The 22,593-nt window shown below is 69.8% G+C and carries 25 protein-coding genes; 8 read left to right on the plus strand and 17 right to left on the minus strand.

The window, feature by feature from the left end; all coding sequences use genetic code 11:
* Positions 1 to 18: 18 nt before the first annotated feature.
* Complete coding sequence (locus ABZS58_RS40745; protein WP_354789105.1) at positions 19 to 429, plus strand: hypothetical protein; 411 nt, start codon at positions 19 to 21, stop codon at positions 427 to 429.
* 60 nt (positions 430 to 489) lie between these two features.
* On the opposite strand, the gene ABZS58_RS40750 is transcribed toward ABZS58_RS40745, so the two are convergent.
* The 3 genes from ABZS58_RS40750 to ABZS58_RS40760 all read right to left on the minus strand — a co-directional run bounded on the left by ABZS58_RS40750 (position 490) and on the right by ABZS58_RS40760 (position 2,291).
* Complete coding sequence (locus tag ABZS58_RS40750; protein ID WP_354789107.1) at positions 490 to 684, minus strand: CsbD family protein; 195 nt, start codon at positions 682 to 684, stop codon at positions 490 to 492.
* On the minus strand, positions 650 to 1,264 hold the full coding sequence (locus ABZS58_RS40755; RefSeq protein WP_354789109.1) for a VTT domain-containing protein: 615 nt from the start codon (positions 1,262 to 1,264) through the stop codon (positions 650 to 652). The genes ABZS58_RS40750 and ABZS58_RS40755 overlap by 35 nt, the downstream gene beginning before the upstream one ends.
* A 154-nt stretch (positions 1,265 to 1,418) precedes the next feature.
* Positions 1,419 to 2,291, minus strand: a complete 873-nt coding sequence (locus ABZS58_RS40760; RefSeq protein WP_354789111.1) for an RNA polymerase subunit sigma-70 — start codon at positions 2,289 to 2,291, stop codon at positions 1,419 to 1,421.
* Positions 2,292 to 2,308: 17 nt separating this feature from the next.
* On the opposite strand from ABZS58_RS40760, the gene ABZS58_RS40765 reads away from it, so the two are divergent.
* Positions 2,309 to 3,007, plus strand: coding sequence for an RluA family pseudouridine synthase (locus ABZS58_RS40765; protein WP_354789112.1), 699 nt, complete (start codon positions 2,309 to 2,311; stop codon positions 3,005 to 3,007).
* Here the strand turns inward: ABZS58_RS40765 and ABZS58_RS40770 are convergent.
* The gene (locus ABZS58_RS40770; RefSeq protein WP_354789113.1) at positions 2,991 to 3,362 is read right to left on the minus strand and encodes a YciI family protein; all 372 of its coding nucleotides are present in this window, start codon (positions 3,360 to 3,362) and stop codon (positions 2,991 to 2,993) included. The genes ABZS58_RS40765 and ABZS58_RS40770 overlap by 17 nt on opposite strands.
* Before the next feature lie 163 nt (positions 3,363 to 3,525).
* On the opposite strand from ABZS58_RS40770, the gene ABZS58_RS40775 reads away from it, so the two are divergent.
* Entirely contained in the window at positions 3,526 to 4,062 is a 537-nt protein-coding gene (locus tag ABZS58_RS40775; RefSeq protein WP_354789114.1) for a hypothetical protein, read from the plus strand.
* Positions 4,063 to 4,067: 5 nt separating this feature from the next.
* On the opposite strand, the gene ABZS58_RS40780 is transcribed toward ABZS58_RS40775, so the two are convergent.
* The 3 genes from ABZS58_RS40780 to ABZS58_RS40790 form a co-directional block, all read right to left on the minus strand.
* Positions 4,068 to 5,126: a hypothetical protein gene (locus ABZS58_RS40780; protein WP_354789115.1), complete on the minus strand. Its 1,059-nt coding sequence runs from the start codon at positions 5,124 to 5,126 to the stop codon at positions 4,068 to 4,070.
* Positions 5,123 to 5,608, minus strand: coding sequence for a SigE family RNA polymerase sigma factor (locus ABZS58_RS40785; RefSeq protein ID WP_354789187.1), 486 nt, complete (start codon positions 5,606 to 5,608; stop codon positions 5,123 to 5,125). Before ABZS58_RS40785 ends, ABZS58_RS40780 begins: the two co-directional genes overlap by 4 nt.
* Positions 5,609 to 5,776: 168 nt before the next feature.
* Positions 5,777 to 6,778 carry a C4-dicarboxylate ABC transporter gene (locus tag ABZS58_RS40790; protein WP_354789116.1) on the minus strand — a complete coding sequence of 334 codons (1,002 nt, stop codon included), beginning with the start codon at positions 6,776 to 6,778 and terminating at the stop codon, positions 5,777 to 5,779.
* 70 nt (positions 6,779 to 6,848) lie between these two features.
* On the opposite strand from ABZS58_RS40790, the gene ABZS58_RS40795 reads away from it, so the two are divergent.
* Positions 6,849 to 7,742, plus strand: a complete 894-nt coding sequence (locus tag ABZS58_RS40795) for a LysR family transcriptional regulator (RefSeq protein ID WP_354789117.1) — start codon at positions 6,849 to 6,851, stop codon at positions 7,740 to 7,742.
* Positions 7,743 to 8,136: 394 nt separating this feature from the next.
* Here ABZS58_RS40795 and ABZS58_RS40800 read toward each other — a convergent pair whose 3' ends face one another.
* Positions 8,137 to 8,541 carry a hypothetical protein gene (locus ABZS58_RS40800; RefSeq protein ID WP_354789118.1) on the minus strand — a complete coding sequence of 135 codons (405 nt, stop codon included), beginning with the start codon at positions 8,539 to 8,541 and terminating at the stop codon, positions 8,137 to 8,139.
* Between the two features lie 153 nt (positions 8,542 to 8,694).
* On the opposite strand from ABZS58_RS40800, the gene ABZS58_RS40805 reads away from it, so the two are divergent.
* Genes ABZS58_RS40805 through ABZS58_RS40815 form a run of 3 tightly spaced genes read left to right on the plus strand, consistent with a single transcriptional unit; the run spans position 8,695 to position 11,980 of the window.
* Entirely contained in the window at positions 8,695 to 8,964 is a 270-nt protein-coding gene (locus tag ABZS58_RS40805) for a hypothetical protein (RefSeq protein WP_354789119.1), read from the plus strand.
* Positions 8,957 to 9,568: a DUF6879 family protein gene (locus ABZS58_RS40810; RefSeq protein WP_354789121.1), complete on the plus strand. Its 612-nt coding sequence runs from the start codon at positions 8,957 to 8,959 to the stop codon at positions 9,566 to 9,568. The genes ABZS58_RS40805 and ABZS58_RS40810 overlap by 8 nt, the downstream gene beginning before the upstream one ends.
* A 30-nt stretch (positions 9,569 to 9,598) precedes the next feature.
* Positions 9,599 to 11,980: a tetratricopeptide repeat protein gene (locus ABZS58_RS40815; protein WP_354789123.1), complete on the plus strand. Its 2,382-nt coding sequence runs from the start codon at positions 9,599 to 9,601 to the stop codon at positions 11,978 to 11,980.
* Here ABZS58_RS40815 and ABZS58_RS40820 read toward each other — a convergent pair.
* From ABZS58_RS40820 to ABZS58_RS40840, 5 genes are all read right to left on the minus strand, one after another.
* Positions 11,967 to 12,821, minus strand: a complete 855-nt coding sequence (locus tag ABZS58_RS40820; RefSeq protein WP_354789125.1) for a formyltransferase family protein — start codon at positions 12,819 to 12,821, stop codon at positions 11,967 to 11,969. The genes ABZS58_RS40815 and ABZS58_RS40820 overlap by 14 nt on opposite strands.
* 44 nt (positions 12,822 to 12,865) lie before the next feature.
* Positions 12,866 to 15,163 (minus strand): 2OG-Fe(II) oxygenase, encoded by a 2,298-nt coding sequence (locus ABZS58_RS40825; RefSeq protein ID WP_354789126.1) that lies wholly within the window; start codon positions 15,161 to 15,163, stop codon positions 12,866 to 12,868.
* 2 nt (positions 15,164 to 15,165) lie between these two features.
* Positions 15,166 to 16,488 carry a hypothetical protein gene (locus ABZS58_RS40830; protein ID WP_354789128.1) on the minus strand — a complete coding sequence of 441 codons (1,323 nt, stop codon included), beginning with the start codon at positions 16,486 to 16,488 and terminating at the stop codon, positions 15,166 to 15,168.
* A gap of 102 nt (positions 16,489 to 16,590) precedes the next feature.
* Positions 16,591 to 17,838 (minus strand): type II toxin-antitoxin system HipA family toxin, encoded by a 1,248-nt coding sequence (locus tag ABZS58_RS40835; protein WP_354789130.1) that lies wholly within the window; start codon positions 17,836 to 17,838, stop codon positions 16,591 to 16,593.
* A gap of 17 nt (positions 17,839 to 17,855) precedes the next feature.
* The gene (locus tag ABZS58_RS40840) at positions 17,856 to 18,191 is read right to left on the minus strand and encodes a helix-turn-helix transcriptional regulator (RefSeq protein WP_354789132.1); all 336 of its coding nucleotides are present in this window, start codon (positions 18,189 to 18,191) and stop codon (positions 17,856 to 17,858) included.
* Between the two features lie 471 nt (positions 18,192 to 18,662).
* Here ABZS58_RS40840 and ABZS58_RS40845 point away from each other — a divergent pair, with 471 nt between their 5' ends.
* Positions 18,663 to 19,013, plus strand: coding sequence for a hypothetical protein (locus ABZS58_RS40845; protein WP_354789134.1), 351 nt, complete (start codon positions 18,663 to 18,665; stop codon positions 19,011 to 19,013).
* A gap of 149 nt (positions 19,014 to 19,162) precedes the next feature.
* On the opposite strand, the gene ABZS58_RS40850 is transcribed toward ABZS58_RS40845, so the two are convergent.
* The 4 genes from ABZS58_RS40850 to ABZS58_RS40865 all read right to left on the minus strand — a co-directional run bounded on the left by ABZS58_RS40850 (position 19,163) and on the right by ABZS58_RS40865 (position 22,294).
* Complete coding sequence (locus tag ABZS58_RS40850; RefSeq protein ID WP_354789136.1) at positions 19,163 to 20,101, minus strand: SEC-C metal-binding domain-containing protein; 939 nt, start codon at positions 20,099 to 20,101, stop codon at positions 19,163 to 19,165.
* 23 nt (positions 20,102 to 20,124) lie between these two features.
* Positions 20,125 to 21,474, minus strand: a complete 1,350-nt coding sequence (locus ABZS58_RS40855) for a helicase-associated domain-containing protein (protein ID WP_354789138.1) — start codon at positions 21,472 to 21,474, stop codon at positions 20,125 to 20,127.
* Positions 21,475 to 21,743: 269 nt separating this feature from the next.
* Positions 21,744 to 22,067 (minus strand): type II toxin-antitoxin system PemK/MazF family toxin, encoded by a 324-nt coding sequence (locus ABZS58_RS40860; RefSeq protein WP_354789140.1) that lies wholly within the window; start codon positions 22,065 to 22,067, stop codon positions 21,744 to 21,746.
* On the minus strand, positions 22,052 to 22,294 hold the full coding sequence (locus tag ABZS58_RS40865) for a hypothetical protein (protein ID WP_354789141.1): 243 nt from the start codon (positions 22,292 to 22,294) through the stop codon (positions 22,052 to 22,054). Before ABZS58_RS40865 ends, ABZS58_RS40860 begins: the two co-directional genes overlap by 16 nt.
* Positions 22,295 to 22,593: the final 299 nt, after the last annotated feature.

Raw genomic sequence — 22,593 nt, forward strand, 5'->3', positions numbered from 1 at the left:
CCGCGCGAGGTTCGGACGATGACCAGCTTCATCTCCGACCAGGACTTCACGACCCCCGCCCACTCCCGGGCCGCCGCCGCCTTCGAGGAGCGCACCGAGCGCCGGGAGTCCTCGCCGGCCCCGTTCCTCGCCGTGGTGTTCCTGGCCGCCGTCTGGCTGGTGGTGGCCGCGGTGCCGATCGGGTACATCGGCGCCGCCCGGTACGACGTCTTCTGGAGCGACGCCGTGGTCGGGATCGCCGTCGCGATCGTCACCATGGTCCGGCTGCTGCGCCCGACCCCGGCCCTGGCCTGGGTGACCACCGGGCTCGCCGGCTGGCTGCTGATCGCCCCGCTGGTGCTGCAGTACGGGTTCAGCGCCCCGACGGCGAACGATCTCATCGTGGGCCTGGTGATGCTGACCTGCACCGGGCTGTCGGTCTCGACCTGAGCAGACTTCGGGCCCGCCCCCGTGGTGCTGGGGCGGGCCCGATGAATGTCAGGTGCCGGTTCAGCCGGTGAACGCGTCCTTGACGTCAGTGCCGGCGTCCTTGACGTGGTCGCCTGCCTGCTTCGCCTTGGCGGCTGCACGCTCGGCGGCGCCTTCGGCCTGCAGTCGCTCGTTGTCCGTGACGTCGCCGAACTTCTCCTTGGCGGCACCCTTGAGCTCTTCAGCCTTGTGCTCGACCTTGTCCGTGAAGCTCATCGCTGATCCTTTCACTCGGTCCGTCTTGCACTCTCCGGGGTTCCCTCAGTTGCCATCCGGCAAACACCGCCGTCACTGCGAGGGACACCACACTGCCGACGCCGGCGGCCGTGTACGGCTGCTCGAACACGCGCCCGCCGAGGTACCCGAGCGACACCATGTAGCAGCTCCACAGGACCGCACCGGCGAGCAGCGCGGGCACGAACCGGCGCCGCGGGAACCTCGCGTAGCCGGTGGCCACGGCGACCGCGGTGCGGCCCATCGGCACGAACCGGCCCGTCGCCACGATCGCGCCGCCCCGCCGGTGCAGCGCCCCGCTCACCTTGGCCAGGACCTTCTTCGGCCGTCCCCGCCCCGTCCACCTGCCGAACAGCCTGCGCCCGCCGCGCCGCGCGGCCTCATGCGTCAGCAGGTCCCCGGCCGCGACGGCCGCCACCGTCGCGGCCAGCACCACCGGCAGCCTGAGCTGGCCCCCGGCCGCGAGCGCACCACCGGCGATGACACTGGTCTCCGCCGGCAGCACCGGCAGGAGACAGTCCGCCACCAGCAGCACGAAGATCACGACATAGGCCCACTGCACCCTTCAACCGTGCCCACGCCGAGCGTTTCCGACACCAGGGCCAGCCCGCCGGTCTCCCGTAGTGCTGCCCCTACCGGCTTCCGCCCCGCGCCCCCACCACGCACCTCAGGCGGCTACAACTCCTGCCGTCGGTGCGGCTGGTCGGCCGCTCGGGTCAGGCAGGCTCGCGGTCGAAGAGGTCGACGACGGCTGGGTCGTGGAAGGCGATCATCTCGGTGATGTGGCCGCCGGTCACGGAGAAGACCGACACGCCCCACGGCTGCCAGGTGGACTCGCCCGGCGGGCGGATGTGGGCGACGATCGCCGGGCGGTGGTTGGCCGACGTGCCGCGGAACCGGACCTCGCCGAGCGACGCGCGACTCTCCCGGAGGGCCTGCTCGACGGCGGTTCTTCCCCGATACCAGATCCGCAGGGGCGGCATGGAGGTCCTGACGTCCTCGGCCAGCAGGCTGATCATGGCGGGGATGTCGGCGCGCTGGAAGGCCTCGGCGTAGCGGCGGGCGACCTCGTGGTCGGCGGGGGTGGCGGCCTCGAGCTCGGGCGCCGGGACGCGGGTCTTCGCGCGTTGCAGGGCGCTGTTGACGGCCGGGACGGTCATGTCCAGCAGCGACGCGGTCTCCGCCGCGGACCAGTCGAGCACGTCGCGGAGGATGAGCACGGCCCGCTGCCTGGGCGGCAGGTGCTGCAGCGCGGCGAGGAACGCGAGCTCCACGCGCTCCTTCGCCAGCAGCGCCCCCTCCGGCCGGGCCGCTTCCAGGACGGCGTCGGGGATCGGCTCCAGCCAGTGCTCGGCCTCACCCGGCGCCAGGTCGATCGGCAGCGCCCGCCTCGGACGGGCCCGCAGCGCGTCGAGGCAGGTGTTGGTGGCGATCCGATACAGCCACGTCCGCACCGACGACCGGCCGTCGAAGGTGTCCCGGGCGCGCCACGCCTTCAGATACGTCTCCTGGACCAGGTCCTCGGCCTCGTGCAGTGAGCCGAGCATCCGGTAGCAGTGGACCTCCAGCTCGCGGCGGTACTCCTCCACCACCGTATGTTAGGGCGATGTGGGCGGACTACCGGAAGCGCGTGCTCTTCGAGGACGACGCGGTGCTGGTGCTGGACAAGCCGGTCGGGGTGTCCGTCATGGGTGAGCGGCACGAGTCCGACCTGGTCAGGATGGCCGCCGAGGCCGGCGAGACGCTGTACCCGGCGCACCGCATCGACAAGGTCACCTCGGGCGTGATCCTGTTCGCGAAGGACCTCGCCACGCACGGCGGCCTGACGCGGCAGTTCAACAAGCGGACCGTGTCGAAGGCGTACCTGGCGGTGGTGAGCCCCGGTGGGCTTTCGGGCGAGCGGATCGACCTGCCGCTGAGCGTCGGACGCAAGAACCGGGTGCGGATCGCCGCCGCCCGGGAGGCCATCGCTCTGGACGGCGGGACCTGGACGGTGCCGGCGTCGGCGGTGTTCGACCAGGTCCCGACGTACCCGTCGGTGACCGAGCTGCGCGTGCCGTGGCAGGACGAGGAGCGCGCCCTGGTGGTCGCCAACCCGCTGACCGGCCGGCGCCACCAGATCCGGGTGCATCTCGCGTGGATCGGCCACCCGATCGTCGGCGACCCGCTGTTCGACAAGGCCGCCACGGGCAGGACGTGCCTGCACGCGTGGCGGCTGTCGTTCGACCACGCCGGACAGCGCCTCACCGTGGAGGCGCCGCCGGACGCTGATTTTCCCGCGGTGGACCTCAGCCTCCTTGGTTGAAGTCCTCCGGTCCGAACACGCGGTGGACCTCGGCCTCGCCCTCCCAGCCGGGCCACAGGTCGCGGTGCACCTTCATGAACCGGGTGGTCCACTCCGTCGCCTCGGCCTTGGTGCGCACCTGGTACACCGCGTAACTGATCATCTCCTTGGTCTCGGTGAACGGCCCGTCGACCACGTCGAGCGCCCCGCCCACGACCGTGACCTTGGCGCTGTCGACGCTGGGCGCGAGCCCCGCCGTGTCGAGCAGCGCCCCGGCGGCGGTGGCGTCCTCGCCGAGCTTCATGATCGCGGCCATCAGTTCGGGCGGGGGCGGGGTGCCGGGGGTGGTGCCCTTCAGCAGCACGAGATAACGCATGTCCATCTCCTATCAGAAGGTGCCTTCACCGGTCCCTCGAACGGGCCGCCCCCGATCCGACACGCATCCCGGAACTTTCTTCCGAGGGGGTAGGGCCAGCCATACCCCGGACACGGGAGACAGCGGGCTGGGACGTTCGCCCCGCCGCTCATACCGTCGATCCATGACCGTGACGATGAGCGCGATGCGACGCCCGGTCCAGCGGCTCGGCTGGCCCGCGACGCTCGCCCTGCACCTGCTGCCGGTCTCGGTGGCCTTCCTGTTCAGCGCGCCACTGGCGTTCGCGGTGGCCCTTCCCCTCCAGGTCGGGCTGCTGCTGCGCGACGCCGGGTCGCCCGGACTGCTGTCGTTCCGCCGCCGTCTGCCGCTGCGCGTGTACCTCGTGCTGCTGCCGAGCCTGCTCGCGATCACGTTCGGGGTGGCCCTGCTCTTCGAGGTGGACCGTTCCGTCGGCTGGCTGCTCGCGGCGGCCGCGGTGCAGCAGGTGTACTTCCACGGCTACCTGCTGCCCCGGCTCCCGGTCGACGGCCCGCTCGCGGTCGTCACGTCGGCCGGCTTGTCCGCCCTCCTCTTCGGGCCGCTGTTCGGCTTCGCCTTCGTCGTGCAACTGCTGCTGACCGCGGTCACCGTCAGGTTCGGCAGCGTGCGGGTCGGCGCCCTGGCGTGCGCCCTGCTCGCCCTCGCCGTCCTCGTGCTCTGACGCCCCTACCGTGTCGCCGACGTCGGCCAGGCGTCCGGGTTCGTGAGGTCCTCGGAGATCTGGAGACGCTCGGCGTACCAGACGGCCTCCTCCTCGCTGAGCAGGTCCGCGTGATACGGGTTCCCCTCCAGGATGTGCACGCTGACCGGCCCGAACCCGGGAATCCACAGCCCCCGCATGCCGTCGGTGAGCCACTGCGCGGGCCGCCCGGCGACGACCCGGTCCTGCTTGAACTGCGCGTTGCCCCGCTCGCCCGCCCACAGCTGCACCCACTCGACGCCGCCCTGCCAGATCATCAGCGTCGACCACGCCCACACGTACCGGCCCGGCACCTGCCCGACCCGCAGCGCCGTCTGGCACTCGGTCCAGCTCGCCCCAGCCGGCAGCGCCGAGAGCCGCATCGGCGTCACGCACCGCTGCACCCTGTCCAGCCGCACCGCGTCGAACACCCGCTCCGCCGTCGCCCGGTCCCGCGCCCACACCGCCGCGAAGATCCCGTCCCGCGGCTCCCAGCGCAGATCCGCGTACGGCATCAGGTTCCCGACCTCGACCGTGCCCACCTTCCCCGGCCGCCCGCCGACCGTGGTGTCCACCGCGGCCCCGTCGAACGTCGGCAGCCCCCGCCGCAGGTCCAGCGCGCTCGGCGCCAGGTGCACCGCCGCGATCAACCTGTCGTCGGCGGCGTACACGGCCACCGACTCGCGCTCCTCCTCCGAGCTCCACACGACGATCGACGCTCGCGCGTCCCCCGGCAGCTTCCCCATGTCGAGGTCGAAGTGCAGCAGCCCCGGGTCTTCCCCGATCCCCTCCGGCCTGCTCAGCGCGGACGGCACCCCGAGCGCCACGGGCAGCGTCGTGTCCTTGCGCTCCGGCAGCACCGCTCGTACGCCGAGAGCCGCCGCCATCACCAGCACCACCAGCGCGGCGCCCCCGGCAACCCTGCGGCGCGTCCTGATCCGGCCGGCCGTGGTCATCGCCCGCCCGGCAAGCTCGCCGACCTCGACCTGCCCCCTGCCGGCCCGCGCCGCAAGGCTCTGCGCCAGCCTCGTCTCGATGCCGCTCATGCCTGCCCCTCCGCGTCGTTGAGATGCCCCCGCAGCTTGGCCAGCGCCCGCATCGCATGCGTACGAACCGTCGCCTGCGAACACTCGAGCACCTGCGCGATCGCCGCGTCGTCAAGATCCTCGTAGTACCGCAGGACGACGACGGCCCGTTGCTTCAACGGAAGCCCCACGACCAGCCGCCACAGCTCGTCGCGCTCCGCTGTCTCCCCGCTCAGGTCCCCCGGCGCCGTCCTGTCGGGCGCACGCTCGACCGGCACCTCCCGGTTCGCCCTGCGCCGCCACCAGGACCGCGACCCGTTGAGGACCAGCCGGCGCACGTACACCTCGGGGTCATCGACCCGCCTGATCCCCGCCCACCGCAGATACGCCTTGGCGAGGGCCTCCTGCACGAGGTCTTCGGCCCGATGGTCATCGCCGGTGAGCAGGATCGCGAACCGCACGAGCGCCGCACCTCGAGCGGCGACGAACGCCTCGAACCCCACGACGTGCACCTCGGACGGTTGCAGGGTCACCACGCTTCGTCCCCCTCTGTAGGACCATGTCACCAGACAGAGCCCCCGCACCACCGCCCCTGTTGACCTCCCGCCCCGACTTCTTTCAGGCTTTTTAGGCCGCTGCGCCACGCCTCCGGCAGGGCGGTGCGGGCGTCGTCATGCGTTCGAACGCAGGCACGTCCCTCGTGCGGGGGACATCCCGGACTTCGTGCGGCTCCTGGCGGCGGCGGACCGCGGCAACCTCGCCGGCGATCGGGCCAGGAGTGCGGGCACCGCGGCGGCCGACGACAGCAGCGAGACCGTGAGCCAGGCCGCGACCAGCACGAGATACAGGCCGGCCGCCAGCCACCCCACCACCGCCGAGCCCGTCTGCGCGGCGGCCCCCGAGACGCCCGTGACCACCGTCCCGACCGGGAACGTGAGGCTCCACCAGCCGATGGAGAAGCGGGCGCCGCTTCGTACCGTGGCGGCGGTGACGACCGTCGCGGCGACGCACCACGCGAGGGCGCCGCACAGGACCGGCACCGCCAGGAGCAACCCCCAGGTCGCATGCCCGGTGGCGCGGCCCAGCAGCAGCGCGGCGGTCGCCGACTGTCCGAGCGGGCCGAGGACGATCCACACCGCCGGCGCGGTCAGCGGCCCGCGGCACACCGCCGCGATGGTCCACGCCGCGACCGGCAGGCCCGCCGCGAGCAGGACCAGGCACGCGCCGAGCAGGGCAGGACGGAGCGCGCCGGGCACGTGCGGCAGCAGGAGCGCGCCGGTGGACGCTGAGACCAGCGGCGGGACGACGGGCAGCAGCCGCGCCGGGCCCTCCGCAGTGCCATCGTTTTTGAACAGCGTCACTCCGGCCGTGATGACGCCGATCCCCGTGCCCACACACCACAGCACAGCGTCCAAGGCCACGGCGACCGCCTGACCGACCCAGACGTGCCCCGCGAGCAGCGCACCCGCACCAACCGTCATGATCGCCATCGGCAGCGCCCCGTTGCGGGTCTCCGACCCACCCATCGCCGACACCACCACCATCAGCGCCGCCGCCACGACCCAGACGACCCCGGCGGCCAGCCGCTGCCCGTCCACCTGCATCGGCAACGTCACGGCGGCATTGGCGACGATGCCCGTGCCCATCACGGCGGCAAACCGGTTCGGTCTCACGCCATCAGCGTTGATCATCCGCTGGTGTACCGGTAGCAGCCTCCACCTGATGCAGCCATAAGCTGGGGTTATGCCATTACCGCCGCAGGTCGCCGACCTCACCAGCTACGACCTGCTGTTGTCGGTGGCCCGCCTGGGCAGCGTGGGCCGCGCCGCGCTCGAACACCGCGTCTCCCAGCCGGCCGCCAGCGCCCGGCTCCGCCAGCTGGAACGGCGCCTCGGCCTCACCCTCCTGCACCGCACCACCCGCGGCTCGACCCTCACCCCGACCGGCGCACTCGTGGCGGACTGGGCCCGCACAGCCGTGGACGCCGCCGCCGCCCTGGCCCTCGGCGTGGCCGCGCTCCGCGACACCCACACGCGCCGCCTCGCGGTCGCGGCCAGTCAGACGATCGCCGAGTATCTGCTGCCGGCCTGGCTCGTCGCCCTGCGCGCGGCCCATCCGGACCTGAGCGTCGTCCTGCAGGCCGCCAACTCCGCGGACGTGGCCGCCCGCGTCCTGGCCGGCGACACCCCGCTCGGGTTCGTCGAAGGCCCTGACCTGCCCCCGGGCCTGCACGCCGCAACCGTCGCCACCGACAGCCTCACCGTCGTCGTCGCCCCCGGCCACCCCTGGACCCGCCGCCGCCGCGGCATCACCGCCGCCGAACTCGCCGCCACGCCGCTCGTGACCCGGGAAGCGGGCTCAGGCACCCGCCGCGCCCTCGAACAGGCGCTCGGCTCGTCGACTCCCCCGCTGCTGGAACTGTCCTCGACCACCGCCATCAAGCACGCTGTGGCGTTCGGCGACACGCCCGCGGTCCTGAGCTCCCTCGCGGTCACCGCCGACCTGGCCGCCGGCACCCTCACCGCCGTCCCGGTCAATGGCGCCGACCTGCGTCGCAACCTCCGAGCCATCTGGCCCGCGGGCATGCAGCTCACCGGCCCGGAACGCGACCTCTTCACCATCGCCACCCCAAAATGACCTGGCTCGAACAGATGCGCACCCGCCGGATCGCCCCGCCCGCCAACCGCACCGTCGTCGGGATCATGACCGAGTTCACGTTCCTCGCCGAGCGCAGCAGAGCGCGGGGTCTCGACGACCTGGAGGCATGGCTCGCCGCCACGCCGTGCAGCCCGCTGTACCGCACCCACACCAACCCCAAGAACGCCTTCCGGCGCCAGCTCTCACTTCACCCGCCAAGTCCGACGATGACGTCTTTCCCGAGATCTCCCACGCCACCGCCCCAGTCTCGCGATGGCGTCGTGGGAACGCGGCGTACCCAGCGTGAGCGGTACGCCGTTCCCGTGCCGTGCGCATACCTGCGAACCGGAGCCGCACCCCGCACTGAGATCGGCCGACCGGAGTTCTGGACCGCTCAGGACTCGGTGCGGCCAGGGGCGCCGAAGGAGATGCCGCCGTGGACGTCGCGGGCCTGCACCACGTTGCCTTCGACGGTGCCGGAGACGTTGTTGGCCACGCCGCCGTAGTCGGCGGTCAGATGTGGCGAAAGATCGCGCCACACCGCTTGCAGGTCCGTTTCGAACGCGGGGTCTTCCGCGACGGCTTCGGCCAGCGCCTGCTGCAGCGTCCCGATCCGGGCCTCATCTGCCGGATCGGCTTCGGCTTGGGTGAGCGCGGCCTGTGCAGAGGCTCGGCCGCGGAACGCCCGCCGCACCAACTGTGCCAACGCCTCGAACGCCGCCCCGCCTCCACCGGCGAGTCCCTCGGCCGCCCTCGTCGCCAAGGCGACGGCGATTGCAGTCAATATCTCGTGATCCATTGCCACAACTCCCGTCAGGTGCGTGCATGCACGCCAGTCCGCGCCGGACCCGCCAGAAAGCATAGATGTCGACCCATGGCTATAGTATTTGCATGTCGCCTATTCGTCATGTTACCGTCACACACGGCAACCTCGCGTCGTTGAAGGGGTGTCGTGAACACAAAATGGGAACCAGATCCCTCAGCGTCATTTCTCCGGCGCATTGGCAAGTCGTCGCATGAGCTCGGGCAAACGTCCGGCAATTCAAGCTGCCCGGACATCTGGGAGCTCGACAACGGCGACGTCGCAGTCATCGGGGCGGACCTGACCACGAGTTATCAGGGCAGGCTCCCCGAAGGCGTGAGCGTCGACCCCGGCGAGCGGCTGGTGATCATTCCACGGAAGACGATCCTCGCGGCGAAGGCGGACATCCCCGATGCGTGACCTGCTCGACGGCGCAATCGGCGAACCAATGGACCTGGACGCCTATTACGCCGATTTCGAGAAGAACTTCTGGGTGATCGGCGACCTGGGCTTCTGGAAACTTGAGCGGCAACAGTTCTTCAAAGAACCCGGATACGACAGCTGGGAAGCATTCGCGAAAGGCGACTGGAAAGAGTCGCTCCGCCTCCTCGAAACCGGTCGCGCCGATATGGCCGAATATCACCGGCGAGTCGAGGAACACGGCTTCGTTGCGCGTCGGGTCCGGGTCGTCGAAGAGCCGATCATCCCGTATCTGCGATGGGAGCTGCACGCGCTGCGGGTCCGGGACCAGTGCGGCGGGAGCGTGCGGATCGTGGGACCGGACCAGGTTGCCGAGTTCGAGCACGATACCCCGCTGCCCGAGCTGTACACCCTCGGCTCCACCGTGATGTACCAGGCGATCTACGACGACGACGGGGTGCTGGAGTCCGCACGCCGGTTCGTCGACCGCGACCTCATCCTGCGCTGCCAACGGTTCATCCAGGATCTGTACGAGATCGGCCAGCCACTGGAGCCGTTCTTCGCCAGTCACGTCGCGACGCTTCCGCCGCCCCATCAGCCGTAACCGTCGCAGCGGCTGACGAGGGACACGGCGATGCCGGTCAACGAGCCCGACCCGTCCCACCACGTCAACCGGCTGGAAGCGTCCGGTTCAGGCGACGTGGTGCAGACCCGCGACGTCCACGGCGGGGTGCACTTCCACCGGTCCGAACACACCTTCGCGGTCACACCGTCGCAGCTTCCGGGTGATGTGCGCGGGTTCGTCAACCGGCAGGCCGAACTGGCGACGCTCACCGGTGTGGTGGCCGAAGACCTCGAAGAACCTCTGGCCGCCGTCGTCACCGTCATCACCGGCACCGCCGGGGTCGGCAAGACGTCACTGGCGTTGCACTGGGCGCACAGCGTCCGCGCCCACTTCCCCGATGGCCAGTTGTACGTGAACCTTCGCGGCTACGACCCCGGTCAACCCGTAGCCCCGGAACAGGTCCTCGACCGGTTCCTCCGTGACCTGGGCGTTCCCCCAACAGCGATCCCGGTCCAGCTGGATGATCGCGCTTCGCTGTACCGGTCGCTGCTGGCCGGCCGGAAGGTGCTGGTGCTGCTGGACAACGCCGCGACCGCCGGCCAGGTCCGACCGTTGCTTCCCGGGACCGCAGGCGCCTTGGTGGTGGTGACCAGCCGGAGCCGGTTGTCCGGTCTGGTGGCACGGGACGGCGCGTTCCGGCTCGGCCTGGACATCCTGCTGGAGGACGACGCCATTGCTTTACTGGGAATTGTGACCGCCCGGTACCGACTGCATGACCAACGCCACGAACTGGTCGAGTTGGCCAGGCTCTGCGCCCGCCTGCCGCTCGCGCTGCGTATCGCCGCCGAGCGTGCCGCAAGCCGGCCGATGATGCGTCTCGACGAACTGATCGCCGACCTGCGAGACGAGTCGGCTCTCTGGGACGCCCTCACTGCCGAGGGCGACGAGGACGCGGATGCGGTCCGGACGGTGTTCGCCTGGTCGTACCGAGCATTGCCGGAGCCGGCAGCGCGGCTCTTCCGGCTCCTCGGCCTGCATCCTGGCAACGAGTTCGGCCTGCCCGCCGCCTCGGCACTCGCCGGAACGACGATCCCGCACACCCGCCAGCAGCTCGACGTCCTGGTCGGTGCGCACCTGCTCGAACAGCCGGCACCGGGCCGGTACGAGTTCCACGACCTGCTGCGCGCTTACGCCGTCGACCAGGTCCGCCATCTCGAACCCTCCGACAGCCGCGCCGCGGTGACGCGACGGATCCTCGGGTGGTATCTGCACACCGCCGACAACGCCCAGATCCGGATCGCCCAGTTCGACCGGTACGAGCTGACCCACCCAATCCCGGACGACGTGGTGCCGCTCGTGTTCGACGGCTATGAGGCAGCGTTGCGGTGGTACCAGGTCGAGAGGGTCAATCTTGTCGGGGCGACGCGCGCCGCTGCCGAGGCGAAGCTGCATGGGATCGCTTGGCGGCTCGCCGTTGTCCTTCGCGGCATCTACATGCATCAGAACGCCTTCGAGGACTGGCTCGTCACCGGCAGGATCGGGGTCGACGCTGCCGAGCAGGATGGCGACCGTGACGGTCAGGCCGAAGCGCTGGAGAGCCTGGGCAGGGCGTATTTCCAGTCGCGCCGTCTCGACGAAGCCGAGACCGACCACCGCGCGGCGCTCGCTATCCGGCAAAGTCTCGGTAATCGGTCCGGCGAAGCCGTTTCCCTCAACACGTTGGGACTGATCGGCCTGCGTCGTCGCCAACTCGACGACGCCACATCACACTTCGAGCGGGCCGGCATCATCTTCGGGCAACTCGGAGAACGCCGCTGGGAAGCACTCATGCGCAGCAACCTTGCGGCGGCGCTTTGCGAGGTGCAGGAGCCGCAGGCAGCGATCGAAGTACTGCGCGACACGCTCACGGTCTTTCGCGAGGTCGGAGATCGGGCCGGTGAGGGCAACGCGCTGTTCCACCTGAGCTGGGCGCACCGGGAGTTCGGCGAGATCACCGAAGCACGCAGCTGCAACGATCAGGCGCTGGCCATCGCCGAAGAGGACGAGAACCAGGTGTGGGAGGCGCACTGGTTGGTCGAGCTGGGCCAGGTGCAGCGTGCGGTCGGGCAATCGGCCAATGCGCTGGTGTCCTTCCAGCGGGCCGCCTCCATCCAGCGGCGGCTCGGCGACCGCAGCCGGGAAGCATTCGCCCTCGACGGCGCCGGCCAGGCGTATCAGGACATGGGTCGGGTCGAAGACGCGATGGACTTCTACCGCATTGCCAGCAGCACCCATCGCGATCTGGACGACCGGTGGAGTCTCGCCCGAACGCTGCAACACCTCGCCGACTCCGTGGATCAGATGGGTTCCTCGCAGGAAGCTCGGCTGTATCGGGAACAAGCCCTCGATCTGCTCGCGGACTTCGACGATCCCCGGGCCGCCGCACTCCGCCAGCGCCTCAACGAGGCGTAGCCGGCACCGAGTCCACGATCCAGATCGGGGCGTCCGCACACTCGACCCGCAGCCCCTCCGCCGGTTCCAACCGTGTACGGAACACCCGCAGATAGCCGTCGCCGACCCGGGCGACGGGCGCGTGGTCACGGCCCATGAACGCGAACATCCGCACCTGGTTGTGCACCTCGCGTGCCGGGCGCGACCAGTCCACCACCGAGAACTCCGGCTCTATGAAACCGGCGGTGGAGGCGTCGGCGTCGTCCTGCGCCGTCCCGGGAATCTCCTGTGCCACCTGGACCAGGGCGCTGGTGAGCAGGTCTACGAGGACGGGGCGTAGCCGCGACCACAAGACATGCGGCGTGATGTCCTCGTCGAGCGGAATGCCACCACGCTGAGCCAGGATCGGACCGGCGTCGAATCGTGCGTCCATGCGGTGGATCGTCAGCCCGGTCTCCGGATCGCCGTTGCGGATCGCCCACAACACCGGCGCCGGACCCCGGTACTTCGGCAGCAGCGACGTGTGCACGTTGAGCACACCGAACCGGGGCGTGTCGAGCACGGCGGGGGGAAGCTTCCAGTTGAAGCCGTACACCACCAGCAGATCCAGACGGTATCCGGCTAGCGCATCCGCCAGCCCCATCGCGCTGCCCGGGAGCAGGAGATCCATCCCGAGGGGCAACGCCTCCGCAATTCTGCCGATCGATGCGGCTGCCTGGGCGTCAACGTCGGCGTTCGGCTTCATCGAACGGCAGTACACGTACACGACGGGAACGTGGCCGGATGCAACACACGTCGCATGCAGAACGGCGAACTCGTCAGCACCGAACGTCGCGATCGCAATGCGCATCGGAACTGTCACGTTCGGATGATACGACGGCTCGACGCGTGCTCGGCGAAGCGTGTTCACCGTGCGTCGAATGTTCTGCCGAGCCAGACGAGGTCGGTCTGATCGCGCTGGCGGGCCTCTCGCTCGCGTGCGAAGAGCGCCTCCGTCTTTGCCAATACCAGGGTGTAGGGTCGACCGCTACGTCGGGTTTGATGGCGTACCGGCAACTCGTGCTGGTCGATCCGGGCGTGAACATGCCGGCGCCGTTGTTCTGCCAGCGGCCATTCGAAGGAGCGCCGCGCCTTGTCGGCGAGGAACGAGTCCAGGGTCTGGCACAGTTCGCAGTGGCAGCCCTCCGGCAACTCGATCGACCAGTCGTCGGCGGACCGGATCGGCCGGGCCAGCCGAGCCGCAAGCCGCGCGGCGCAGTGGCGCGAAACGACGTCGAGTCCTGCGGCGCGGCGGGTATCGCGGCTGACCGTGTGGGCCGCGCGCAGCGCGGACATGGCGCACACGAGCAGATCATCGTTGTCGCTGCGCAGGAAGGCGACCATCTCGTCGCGTAGGTCCGCCGCCGCGAGGCTCACCGTGCTCAGCAGCAGACCGGCGACGGCCGACCCGAGTCCACCCAGCACCGCGTGCCGGTGGCTCGGAGCGGGGAATCGCAGCGTCCTGTCCACCGATTCCCGCAGCGGGGTCCAGGCGGCGGCCGACACCAGCCGGCCGACCGGCACACCGGCCTCGGGCGCTTCGCGCAACGCGTCGCACACGGCTGGCAGGGACTCCAGCCACACCGCCCGCTGCGGTTGCGGCTGCAATGCCAGGTACGCCGGTCGATCGCGGCCGAACCAGACGCCGACCAGTTCGCGGGTCCAGGAATCGCCGTAGTGCACGGCGACCCGGGCGAGCGCTGCGGCATGAGAGCGGTCCAGCATCTCGATCTGGAACGGCGCGAGCAACATGGCTGAGATGCCGGGCTCGTCCAGGTCGTGGGCGACCGCGAGCGCCTTGCCCAGCAACTGCTCGGCGTTCGCCTTCGCCACCACGCCCCAGAAGGAGGCGAGCATGGTGGCGGCGTCACGAGCCTCGGCCACGTCGCCCGCCCGGACCAGGTCGGCGAGCCGATCGAGTGCCCACCCGGGCGAGGCCTGCGCACGGATCGCGAAGGCCCACCTGCGGGGCCAAACCACGATTGCCGCTCTGCGGTACCAGCGCTCCAGGGTGTTGCCGTAGTTGCCCATGTAGCCCTCGTACGACGAGGCGTGTGGCGACAGGTCCGCCGTCGGTGTCGTCGCGCATACTTCGTCGTCGTAGACGATCAATGAGATGGGCGTGGCCTCGTCACCCTCATCCAGCCAGCAGTCGAGGCTGGTCGTCGACTCGATGAGCTCCTGCAGTTCGTAATCCCCGTCCTCCTCCGTCTCGTCATCGTCATCGCCGTCCCAGTACCGGCCGCTCGGCACTGCGTCCTCGGCGCTCCACTGCTCGTGCACCTCAGCCAAGGCCAGGGCCACCTCGCAGTCGGCGGCGAGCGCCGCCGCCCGGACCAACGCGACGCGGCTGGCATCGTCTCCCTTGAGGCGGGCCCACCCCAGCCCACGCTGGGTGTATTCGTGGTCGAGCAGGTAGACCAGGCGGGCAGGCTCTTCCGAATGGCCGAAGTGCTGGTTCAGGCAGACGGCCAGTTCGGTCGTCAGACCAGGGTCGGTCAGGCCGGCAGCCGCAGCGACCGGGTCACCCTTGAGCAGCAGGTTGTACGTCAGCACGACCCGGTAGCCCGACGTGACCGGCCGGACGTGGTGACGGCAGTCGGCGTAGAACGCCACGAACGACAGTGATTCCTTCGATGACCGGTACGTCGCGGTCTGGCCGGCGTGCTCGACCACGAGGACACCGCCCGTGGCTGCCGAGGGCAGCGTGACGACCAGGGTCCCGATCATGGCGTCGGCCTTCTCCGAGTCCTGGTGCGGAGCGAAGAACTGGCCTGGCGCGTACACCAGCATCGCGTGGAACTCGGCCGTCAGCTCGCATCCCTCCGGCAGGCCGAGGTCGGCACGCAGGCGCTCGAGGGCGTGCCGCAGCGTGGCATTCCACTGCCGTTTGTCGATCTTCACGCGGCTCTTCGGGACCTCCCACGTGTCCCGGACCCTGGCATCCATCAGCGTCTGCTCGCCCTTGCCGAACCGGGCCGGCCGGCCGATCAGGCAGAGCGCTTTCGCCTGCCGGACCGGGACGGGCAGGGTGATCGGGCCGACGCCGGTGACCTCCAGCCGAAGGTCGTCGGGACGGGCGGTGCGTCGCGCGCTGAATGACCCCGGAGTCGCTCCCTCGCCCAGAAGACTGGCGAACCGGTCGCGCGGAAAGACCGTAGCCACCGTTACTCGGTCACCCGTGCCATGGGATTCGACCGTCCCCGGTCGTCGAGGATTCCGGGAAACTGAAGCTCGCCCGAGGCATACGCGAGGCACCGCTCAGTCAACTCCGCCGGCATTGCGGTGTGCTCCGCCAGGAAGCGGATCCATTCGGGCAGCAGCGCGACGAGTTCGGCGGCGAAGTCATCCTGGAAGAAGTCCCGCAGGTGCACCACGGCCACCGCGACCTTGTGCGGCGAGCAGAACGGATAGAGCGTGGGATGATCCCCCGGGGACCAGGATTCGGCCAGTTCCTCGGCAAGTTCGTCGGGACCTATGGGACCGGCGTCGTCGCCTTCGCCGACGATCCCACCGCGATAGTCGATCTGCTGCAGTCGCTGGGCGAACTGCGCCTTGGCGTCGGCGACTGTCAGCCGTGCGAAAGCCGGCCCACGCACCCGACGCACCGCCTTCCGCGCCGCCCCGCTGAGCCGCCGGCTGCGCAAGAACTCGGCGTACTGCTCCTCGTCCTCTCCGCCGATCCGTATCCCGTCGACCTCGCCCCGCAGCAGCGCGTCGAGCGTCTCTGAGTCGTCCACCGCCGTCAGGACCGCCCCACCCGCCGCGACCTGCCCGACCGACTCCCGCCAAGCAGCCACCGCGGACTCGGCCGAAGGATGGAAGCCACTGTGCACCGTGAGCACTTCATAGCCGCAGGCGTCCACGTCCCACAGGTACCACCGGTCCGGCCCGGCGTCCGACGTGAACGGCGCGACCACCGCCCAACGGGTGCCGTAGACGTCGCGCGCCCACAACACGGGACCGGTCACGACACGCCCGCGCACGGCCCGCTTCGCCGTGCGGGCATCCAGATGCGCGGAGATCAGGACACTCGCGGACTCACTGAGCGGGAACGGCAACACACCGGCGACGACAGTCAGCAGCCGCTGGAGAACAGCCACGTCCGCACCGGCGTCCGCCGGCTTGTGGAACCGCTCGTCGATCGCCGACAGCAACGCACCGACAAGGTCCTCCGGATTGACGATGTCCTCCACGGAGCCGTCCTCGAAGGAGGCCATCGCCGCGCCGTAGCGAATGCACAGGTCGTCTTCGAGATCGTCGTCGGACCGCCCTGGGGCACTCGCGATCAAGGCGTCAATCAGTGCCCCGGCCGCATCCCCGGCCAGCGCGGTGCGATGCTCGGCGAGCTTCTGCCGATACTCGAACAGCTCACCGAAGACGCCAGCCACTGCGGGCCCGCCGCGCGACGGGGCCATCGGCTGGCGCGGGGACCGGCGGCCGGGCTGAGACTTCTTCTTCCGCTTACGAGACACGGGCACGGCGGGCATCCTATCCACGGTCGCTGGTCCAGGCGCAGGGACTGGGCGGAATGAACCGGCGCGCCCGTGCCGCCACCCGCACTGGCGCGGGAGACTCTTGGACGGACGTCCTCACGCCTGGTCGTAGTGGATGTACGGGTTCAGAATCTGTCGTTGCCACAGCTGGCTGCGCTCCGCCTTCGTCAGCTGTGCCTCATCGGCGGCGGCGTCCCAATCGCGACGGATGACCTCGAGTTGATCCTCGATGATCTGATCGGCGTCACGGTTGGAGAGCAGGAACTCCGGCGCTGCCTTGCGGCACAGCCGGAGCTGGCTGGCCCGCTCGCCGGGGATGCGCGTGATGTTCAGGGCCTGGTTCGCGGTTTCGCCGCTGCGCGGCTGGGGGCACAGGTCGTACGCAGGGGTCAGCGACAACCGCGCACCGTCCCAGAACGCGGCGTGATTGCGCAGATGATCATCGGTGTTGCCGATGCAGACGTTGAAGACCATCCTCGCGAACAGCTCACGCAGGTGCTGCGCGGCGTCGGTGAACTGCTTACGGACAGCGTCAGCGAGATCCGGGTAGCCGGCATGCCGCGCGCCCATCTCGTCCTCACCGAGAATGGTCAACGCCGAGACCATCATGCGGCGCTGCCCGGGTACATCGGTGCGGTCGAAGCGCTCTACCAGCAGCACATCGCGGCCGGCGCAGCGAATGACCTCGCAGGCAGCGACGTGCAGGCCCACCCTCCGGGCGAGGATCATCCCAACGGCCTCCGCCTTGACCACGGGGTAGTAGTCCCCGGTCGAGGACAACTTGGCGATCAGGTGACGTTCCTGGTCGAGCAGCGTGACCTTCGGGCGGGCACCACCGATGGACGTACCCCGGGTCAGAGCCTCGCCCAGCGCAGGTGACAGCGGCAGGCCGGCCTCGAGCGCCTCGGCCGCGCCGATGAGCTCGGCCAGCTCGGCCGTCTCGGCACGCGCGACGTACTCGGTAGCGCTGGCCTGGAAGTCCAGCCCGCCGACCCGGTCGGAGCCCGAGCCGAGCATGTACGTCAGCTCGTCCAGGGCTCCGGTGTCCGCGTCGCGGTCAACGTGGCCGAACCGGCGAGCGAGGATGACGCGCCGGCCCCACGCATCGGGGCTGGCGTCGCGGAGGCAGCCCGCCAGCGGCAGATCCCGCAGCGGTTCGATAGGCCCCTCCCGTAGCGGCAGCTCCGGCGCGTACAGCGAGACCGCGTCGGGACGCGCCAGATAACTCTGGCCGTACGCGAACACGTAACGGTCGCCGTCCACGGCGACGACCCGGCCGGCGACCACCGGCTCCGTCTCGCCGGGCAGCCACACCCACACAAACGCATCCCGCAGCGGTGCCATTCCTCCCCTTCGCGCGGTCAGAAGTTGTCGTCGACGACGACCGCCGGCTTGGTCACCCGAGCCGGTAGCAGCGCCAGCCGCTGCCTCGCGGCTGCGGCCAGGGCGGGCAGCTCCCGCTCGTCCGCAGAGAACAGCGGCACGCCGACGACCACTGCGGCCTCGAACGCCAGGCCCACTGCCACCGTCGGCTCGCCCCGCTCGAGACGCCCGATGGTGTGCGGCTGCACCCCCACCCGCTCTGCCAGGTCCGCAGCCGTCCAACCACGCTCCCTGCGGGCGGCGGCGATCTGGGAACCGAGCAGCACAACGGCCGCCCGGGTCGTCGGCATGAACGACCTCGTCCGCTTCGCCATCGCATCCTCACCTTCGATAAAACAACGCTAACATAGCCTCACTGTCGTTTTATCAACATTCCTGGAGCCCCTAGGTGCGCGTATCGCCGGTACCGCATCGGGCTCGGACGGCAGCCTCGACCCGTCGTAATCATCGAGGACGTGCCCTGGAGCCGCGTACGCGACGGCATCAGACCGCCGGCTCTCGCAGGCCGCCTCGACGTACGTCGTTGCCGAGTCGCATGCTGGTCGGGGAACGTTTGGGGGACCTCATGTCCATTGCCGCGCATTTCGACAGCCACGGCCCCGGCATCTGGAGCCACATACTGCGCGACCAGCTCGACGTCACCGAGGACGTCTTCTGGAACTGCGTACGCTCCGGCGTCACACCAGCTCGGAGCAAGCCCGAAACGCCGGCAGCCGAACCGATCCCGGCCGAGGTGGTGCACCCTCGGCGAGTGGTACGCCACCCGGTTCGCGTGGCGACCGGACGTGCTGCTGCTGGTCAACGAGACGACCCTGCTACCGGTCCTCCTGCCGCTCGCACCCGCCGCCACCGCGTTGTCCCGCGCCGCCGATCGCATCGCCGCGACCATGGCCACGTACGGTGCCAACAACGCGATGATCGCCGCCGAGGTCGAACAGATGAGCACCCGCCGGATCGCCCCGACCGCCAACCGCAGCGTCGTCGGGATCATGACCGAATTCACGTTCCTCGCCGACCGCAGCAGAGAACGAGAACTCGACGACCTGGAGACCTGGCTGGCCGCCACGCCGTGTAGCCCGCTGTACCACACCCACACCACCCCGAAGAACGCCTTCCGGCACAGCCTGGCTCGATGAAGTCGCTGACCCACGCTTCGGTCCGTGCCGCTCAGCGGTCAGCGCGTCGCTGTCTCCGTCGTCGAACCCGGCGCGGATGTCGTCCAGTCGTGGAACTCAGTCACCAGTCCTTCCTCCCAGTACGTTCGATCCCTAGCCAGTCCTCATCCCTACCCGGCGGTTGCGCCTTGGTGGCGGGTGGGGTCGAAGTCTTCGCCGAGCCGCTCGACCGCGTCGTCGTGGTCCGGGCTGGACGAGTCGGCCAACGCGGCCAGCAGGTGCTGGTATGAGGCCGCGCCGCCGATGTCCTCAGGTGGGCAGGCGCCGCCGCCGTCCAGGACGGTGAACGTGTTGTGGGGGCCGCCGGGGCGGATCTCCTCGACGGTGACGGTGTGCGTCCACTCGTCGCCGAAGTCGTACACGTAGGTGAACGTGGCGCCCGCATCGGTGGCGATGGACACCAGGCGTTCACCGTCGGCGGGAGCCTCGCCGGAGTCGGAGCGGGGGTCGATGATGGTGTGCTCGTCGGTCTCGAACACGTACATGTGCTCGTCGGACCAGCCCATCGCGTCCTGGATCATCCGGTGCACCAGGTCCAGCGTCGTGTTCGACGGTATGGCCACCCGCCGCCACACGGGTGGGGTGACACCGTTGAGTTCGATGCGCAGAACGAGCGAGGCCGGGTCGGGTGGCTCGATGGCGAGGAAGGCCGGGTTGCCGCAGCACTTCTTGTACTTGGTGGCGGAGCCGCACCAGCACGGCGAGTTGCGCTCGGGCGGCCAGAGGTGGCCGGTGTGGCCGGTTTTGTGCAGCCACCCGGCGTAGGCCAGGCGGGTCTGGCGCCGCGCCGGGTCTGTGCCGGTGCGCTGTGCGTAGGCGAGCAGGTCGGGCACGTCCAGCCGGACGATCCGGATCGGGGCGGCGGCCCGCTCGGCCATGGCCTGCATGGTTTGTTGGGTTTCCCGGCGGTAGTCGCCGTGGTTACGGTGGCTCGTGGCATTCAGCAGGCCCTGGGTCCAGGCTGCCTCGTACTGCTCGGGCGGGAAGTACGCAATCTGGTACACCGTCGCGCGGGGCGCGCCCCGTGTCAGGCTCGGGCTGGGCTGCATCGATCCGATCCTCCTTGATGCGGTCAGGCCAGGGTGTCAGTCGGCAGAACATGGCCCAGCGCCCGCAGTGCCCTGCGGAACTCCGGCTCCCGGTCGACGGCCACGGCCAGGTGCCGGTCACCGACCCGCTGGCACAGGCCACGCAGCCGCCGATCACCCGCGATCAGGACGGCGAGCGCCGGGTCGGCGCACTCCACCAGGCGGACCACACCAAGGTTGCGGAGCCGCCCGGCACGCGCCGCGACATCGGCCAGCAGGGTGGTCACCGGATTGGGCAACTCATGGGTCGCGCGGGCGGCCAGGAACTCGCGCAACTGATCGAGACCGCGACCGGCGTCCAGCGCAGCCAGCAGGGTCGCCTCACGCAACGCCCACACCCGGTCCGCGGTACGGTGCGCATACGCGTCAAGCATCAGCCGGTCGACCGGCGGCAACTCACCGGTGACCACGATGTCCAGGTTGGGCAGCACCTTCAACACGCCGGCCACCACAGCATCCGCCGTGGGCGCCTCGTAGCGGTCGCTCAGGCCCAGCGCGTAGGCGCCCAGGGCGTTGAGCCGCACCGCCCGCAGCCCGTCATAGCGGCTGAGATACTCCAGCTCGTCGGTGCCCCAATTGCCGCGGAAGTCATCCCGGGCGCCGACCGGGTCGGTGTAGTCCAGGTCGAACAGACCCAACGTGCCGGCATACTCGAACAGCACCGCCAGGGTGTACCGGCCCTCCAGGATCGGCCAGTCCGCAAACCCGGCGTAGCCCAGACTGCCGTACTCCCGATCGGTGAGATACAACCGCCACAACGCCCGCTCACTGCGCGCCACCGTCGGCGACAACCCACCGCGGCGCATCCTGTCGAACAGGTCGTCGATCGCCACCCACTCGTCGACCGGGCAACTGGACAGCGCCGCAGCAACCGCCTGCCGACGGGTCTTCGCCGACGTCAGCGTGTTGGCGGTGCGCTGGCCCTTGATGTGCTCGACCCGGCTCAGCTCGTCGATGACCGCCTTACCGACCCAGGAGCGCCACAGCGCCCGGACCGTCTCGGCCGGCGGCCGACCCAACGCGGCACGACCCTTCGCCGTCAGCTGCAACCGGCCACCAGCCAGTTCGGCAAGCCCACCGGCCTGGATCAGCAGCGGCCAGGCGAACGCCGCGATCGGCTCCGAAGGATAGAAGTCCCCGCCGGCCAACACCTCGGCCACCCCCGCAACGGTGGCGGCAGCCGGCCGCTGGGTCTTCTCGCTGCAGCGCAACTTGCCCGCGCCGCACAACTGCAGCACGGCCAGCACATCGGCCAGCGCCTCCGCCCCAGTCAAGCGGACGGTTACCTCATCGGCAGCCAGACCGTCATCCGGCACCTCGCTCGCGCCATGCATAGCCGACCACGCTAGGCGCATACCCGGCCCCCACGAAACCCGGGGCCTCCTACCCGCCAGCGTTCCGGTCCGGCAGCGACAACGGTCATTGCCTGGTAGCGCATGATCGCCGCGCCCTGACGCTCGGAGACTCCCGCGGCGCACGCATCCTGCTTCAGGAGAAGCTACCGCCCCGAACGATCGCGGAGTCGCATGTGAGCCTTGGACCTTTCCTGCCGCGTCCCCGGCGCTCTACCAGCGCCGCTTCGGCTGATACCACATCCTTGCACTCAGTCCACGGCGCCGAAGTAGGTGCGAACGGCGGTTGCCAAAGTGTTGAGGGTCGTGTGGGTAAGTTGACCGGCCGGTCCGGCGACCGATTCTGGGTCCAGGGACCTTGCCCGAGAAAGGTCGATCACGGCGGCGCTCGGCCAGTCCTGCCGATCCAGGGGCACAAGGAACGCGGGCACAAGGTCCGGTGCGGCTCGCTCCCGCAACGGAGCCACAAGGCCGTGACTGGGGTTGTACCGGTCTGCGGTGACGACGACAACCCTCAGCCGGTGGCTGCCGACGACATACTGCAGGATGCTTCCCCGCCTCACCCGGCCGCCCACGTCTTGTCATCTTGGGCCGCAAACGCATCCAAAGCACCACGCTCGTCCGGATCCGCGTCCGCATCCCACTGCCGGTAGGACTCCAAGGCGGCCGCCTCGAGATATTCCACCAGCGCGGCATTGACCGTCGAGGAGAGCGTCGCCCCGGGTGTGCGATCGACATGCGTGGTCAACATCCGGTCGACCTCAGGGCGCATCGACAGCGTCCGTTTGATTGCCAGCGTCATACCACCTGTTATACCACCATCCGGTGGTAGGGCACGGATGTTGAGGTGGAAGGCGTTGTACAAGCTCGACCGCCACCACCTTCCCGTACCTGGCGATCAAGTACGGCGCCGCGGTCGCGCTGCTTGCCGATCTGAACGCACTCGGCGAGCGGGACGGCCAGCGCAAAAGCGTTCCGCGGCCGGATGCACCAGCTGTGTCAGGAGCATGCACGCAAACCGAGCCTGCTGGACCGGCTGGAGCGCGCAGGTCTCAGCTGAGACCGCTCCGCAGCGCACCATTTCTGTGCTTACCGCGGGGG

Source organism: Dactylosporangium sp. NPDC005555 (assembly GCF_040605635.1).
GTDB lineage: Bacteria > Actinomycetota > Actinomycetes > Mycobacteriales > Micromonosporaceae > Dactylosporangium.

What these genes read in the sequence shown, in the direction of transcription:
- ABZS58_RS40795 (WP_354789117.1), top strand. Translation starts at nt 6,849, where the DNA reads ATGCCATTACCGCCGCAGGTCGCCGACCTCACCAGCTACGACCTGCTG.
- ABZS58_RS40850 (WP_354789136.1), bottom strand. Translation starts at nt 20,101, where the DNA reads ATGCAGCCCAGCCCGAGCCTGACACGGGGCGCGCCCCGCGCGACGGTG.
- ABZS58_RS40840 (WP_354789132.1), bottom strand. Translation starts at nt 18,191, where the DNA reads ATGGCGAAGCGGACGAGGTCGTTCATGCCGACGACCCGGGCGGCCGTT.
- ABZS58_RS40750 (WP_354789107.1), bottom strand. Translation starts at nt 684, where the DNA reads ATGAGCTTCACGGACAAGGTCGAGCACAAGGCTGAAGAGCTCAAGGGT.
- ABZS58_RS40770 (WP_354789113.1), bottom strand. Translation starts at nt 3,362, where the DNA reads ATGCGTTATCTCGTGCTGCTGAAGGGCACCACCCCCGGCACCCCGCCC.
- ABZS58_RS40800 (WP_354789118.1), bottom strand. Translation starts at nt 8,541, where the DNA reads ATGGATCACGAGATATTGACTGCAATCGCCGTCGCCTTGGCGACGAGG.
- ABZS58_RS40855 (WP_354789138.1), bottom strand. Translation starts at nt 21,474, where the DNA reads ATGCATGGCGCGAGCGAGGTGCCGGATGACGGTCTGGCTGCCGATGAG.
- ABZS58_RS40745 (WP_354789105.1), top strand. Translation starts at nt 19, where the DNA reads ATGACCAGCTTCATCTCCGACCAGGACTTCACGACCCCCGCCCACTCC.
- ABZS58_RS40775 (WP_354789114.1), top strand. Translation starts at nt 3,526, where the DNA reads ATGACCGTGACGATGAGCGCGATGCGACGCCCGGTCCAGCGGCTCGGC.
- ABZS58_RS40830 (WP_354789128.1), bottom strand. Translation starts at nt 16,488, where the DNA reads ATGCCCGCCGTGCCCGTGTCTCGTAAGCGGAAGAAGAAGTCTCAGCCC.
- ABZS58_RS40780 (WP_354789115.1), bottom strand. Translation starts at nt 5,126, where the DNA reads ATGAGCGGCATCGAGACGAGGCTGGCGCAGAGCCTTGCGGCGCGGGCC.
- ABZS58_RS40815 (WP_354789123.1), top strand. Translation starts at nt 9,599, where the DNA reads ATGCCGGTCAACGAGCCCGACCCGTCCCACCACGTCAACCGGCTGGAA.
- ABZS58_RS40810 (WP_354789121.1), top strand. Translation starts at nt 8,957, where the DNA reads ATGCGTGACCTGCTCGACGGCGCAATCGGCGAACCAATGGACCTGGAC.
- ABZS58_RS40865 (WP_354789141.1), bottom strand. Translation starts at nt 22,294, where the DNA reads ATGACGCTGGCAATCAAACGGACGCTGTCGATGCGCCCTGAGGTCGAC.
- ABZS58_RS40765 (WP_354789112.1), top strand. Translation starts at nt 2,309, where the DNA reads ATGTGGGCGGACTACCGGAAGCGCGTGCTCTTCGAGGACGACGCGGTG.
- ABZS58_RS40835 (WP_354789130.1), bottom strand. Translation starts at nt 17,838, where the DNA reads ATGGCACCGCTGCGGGATGCGTTTGTGTGGGTGTGGCTGCCCGGCGAG.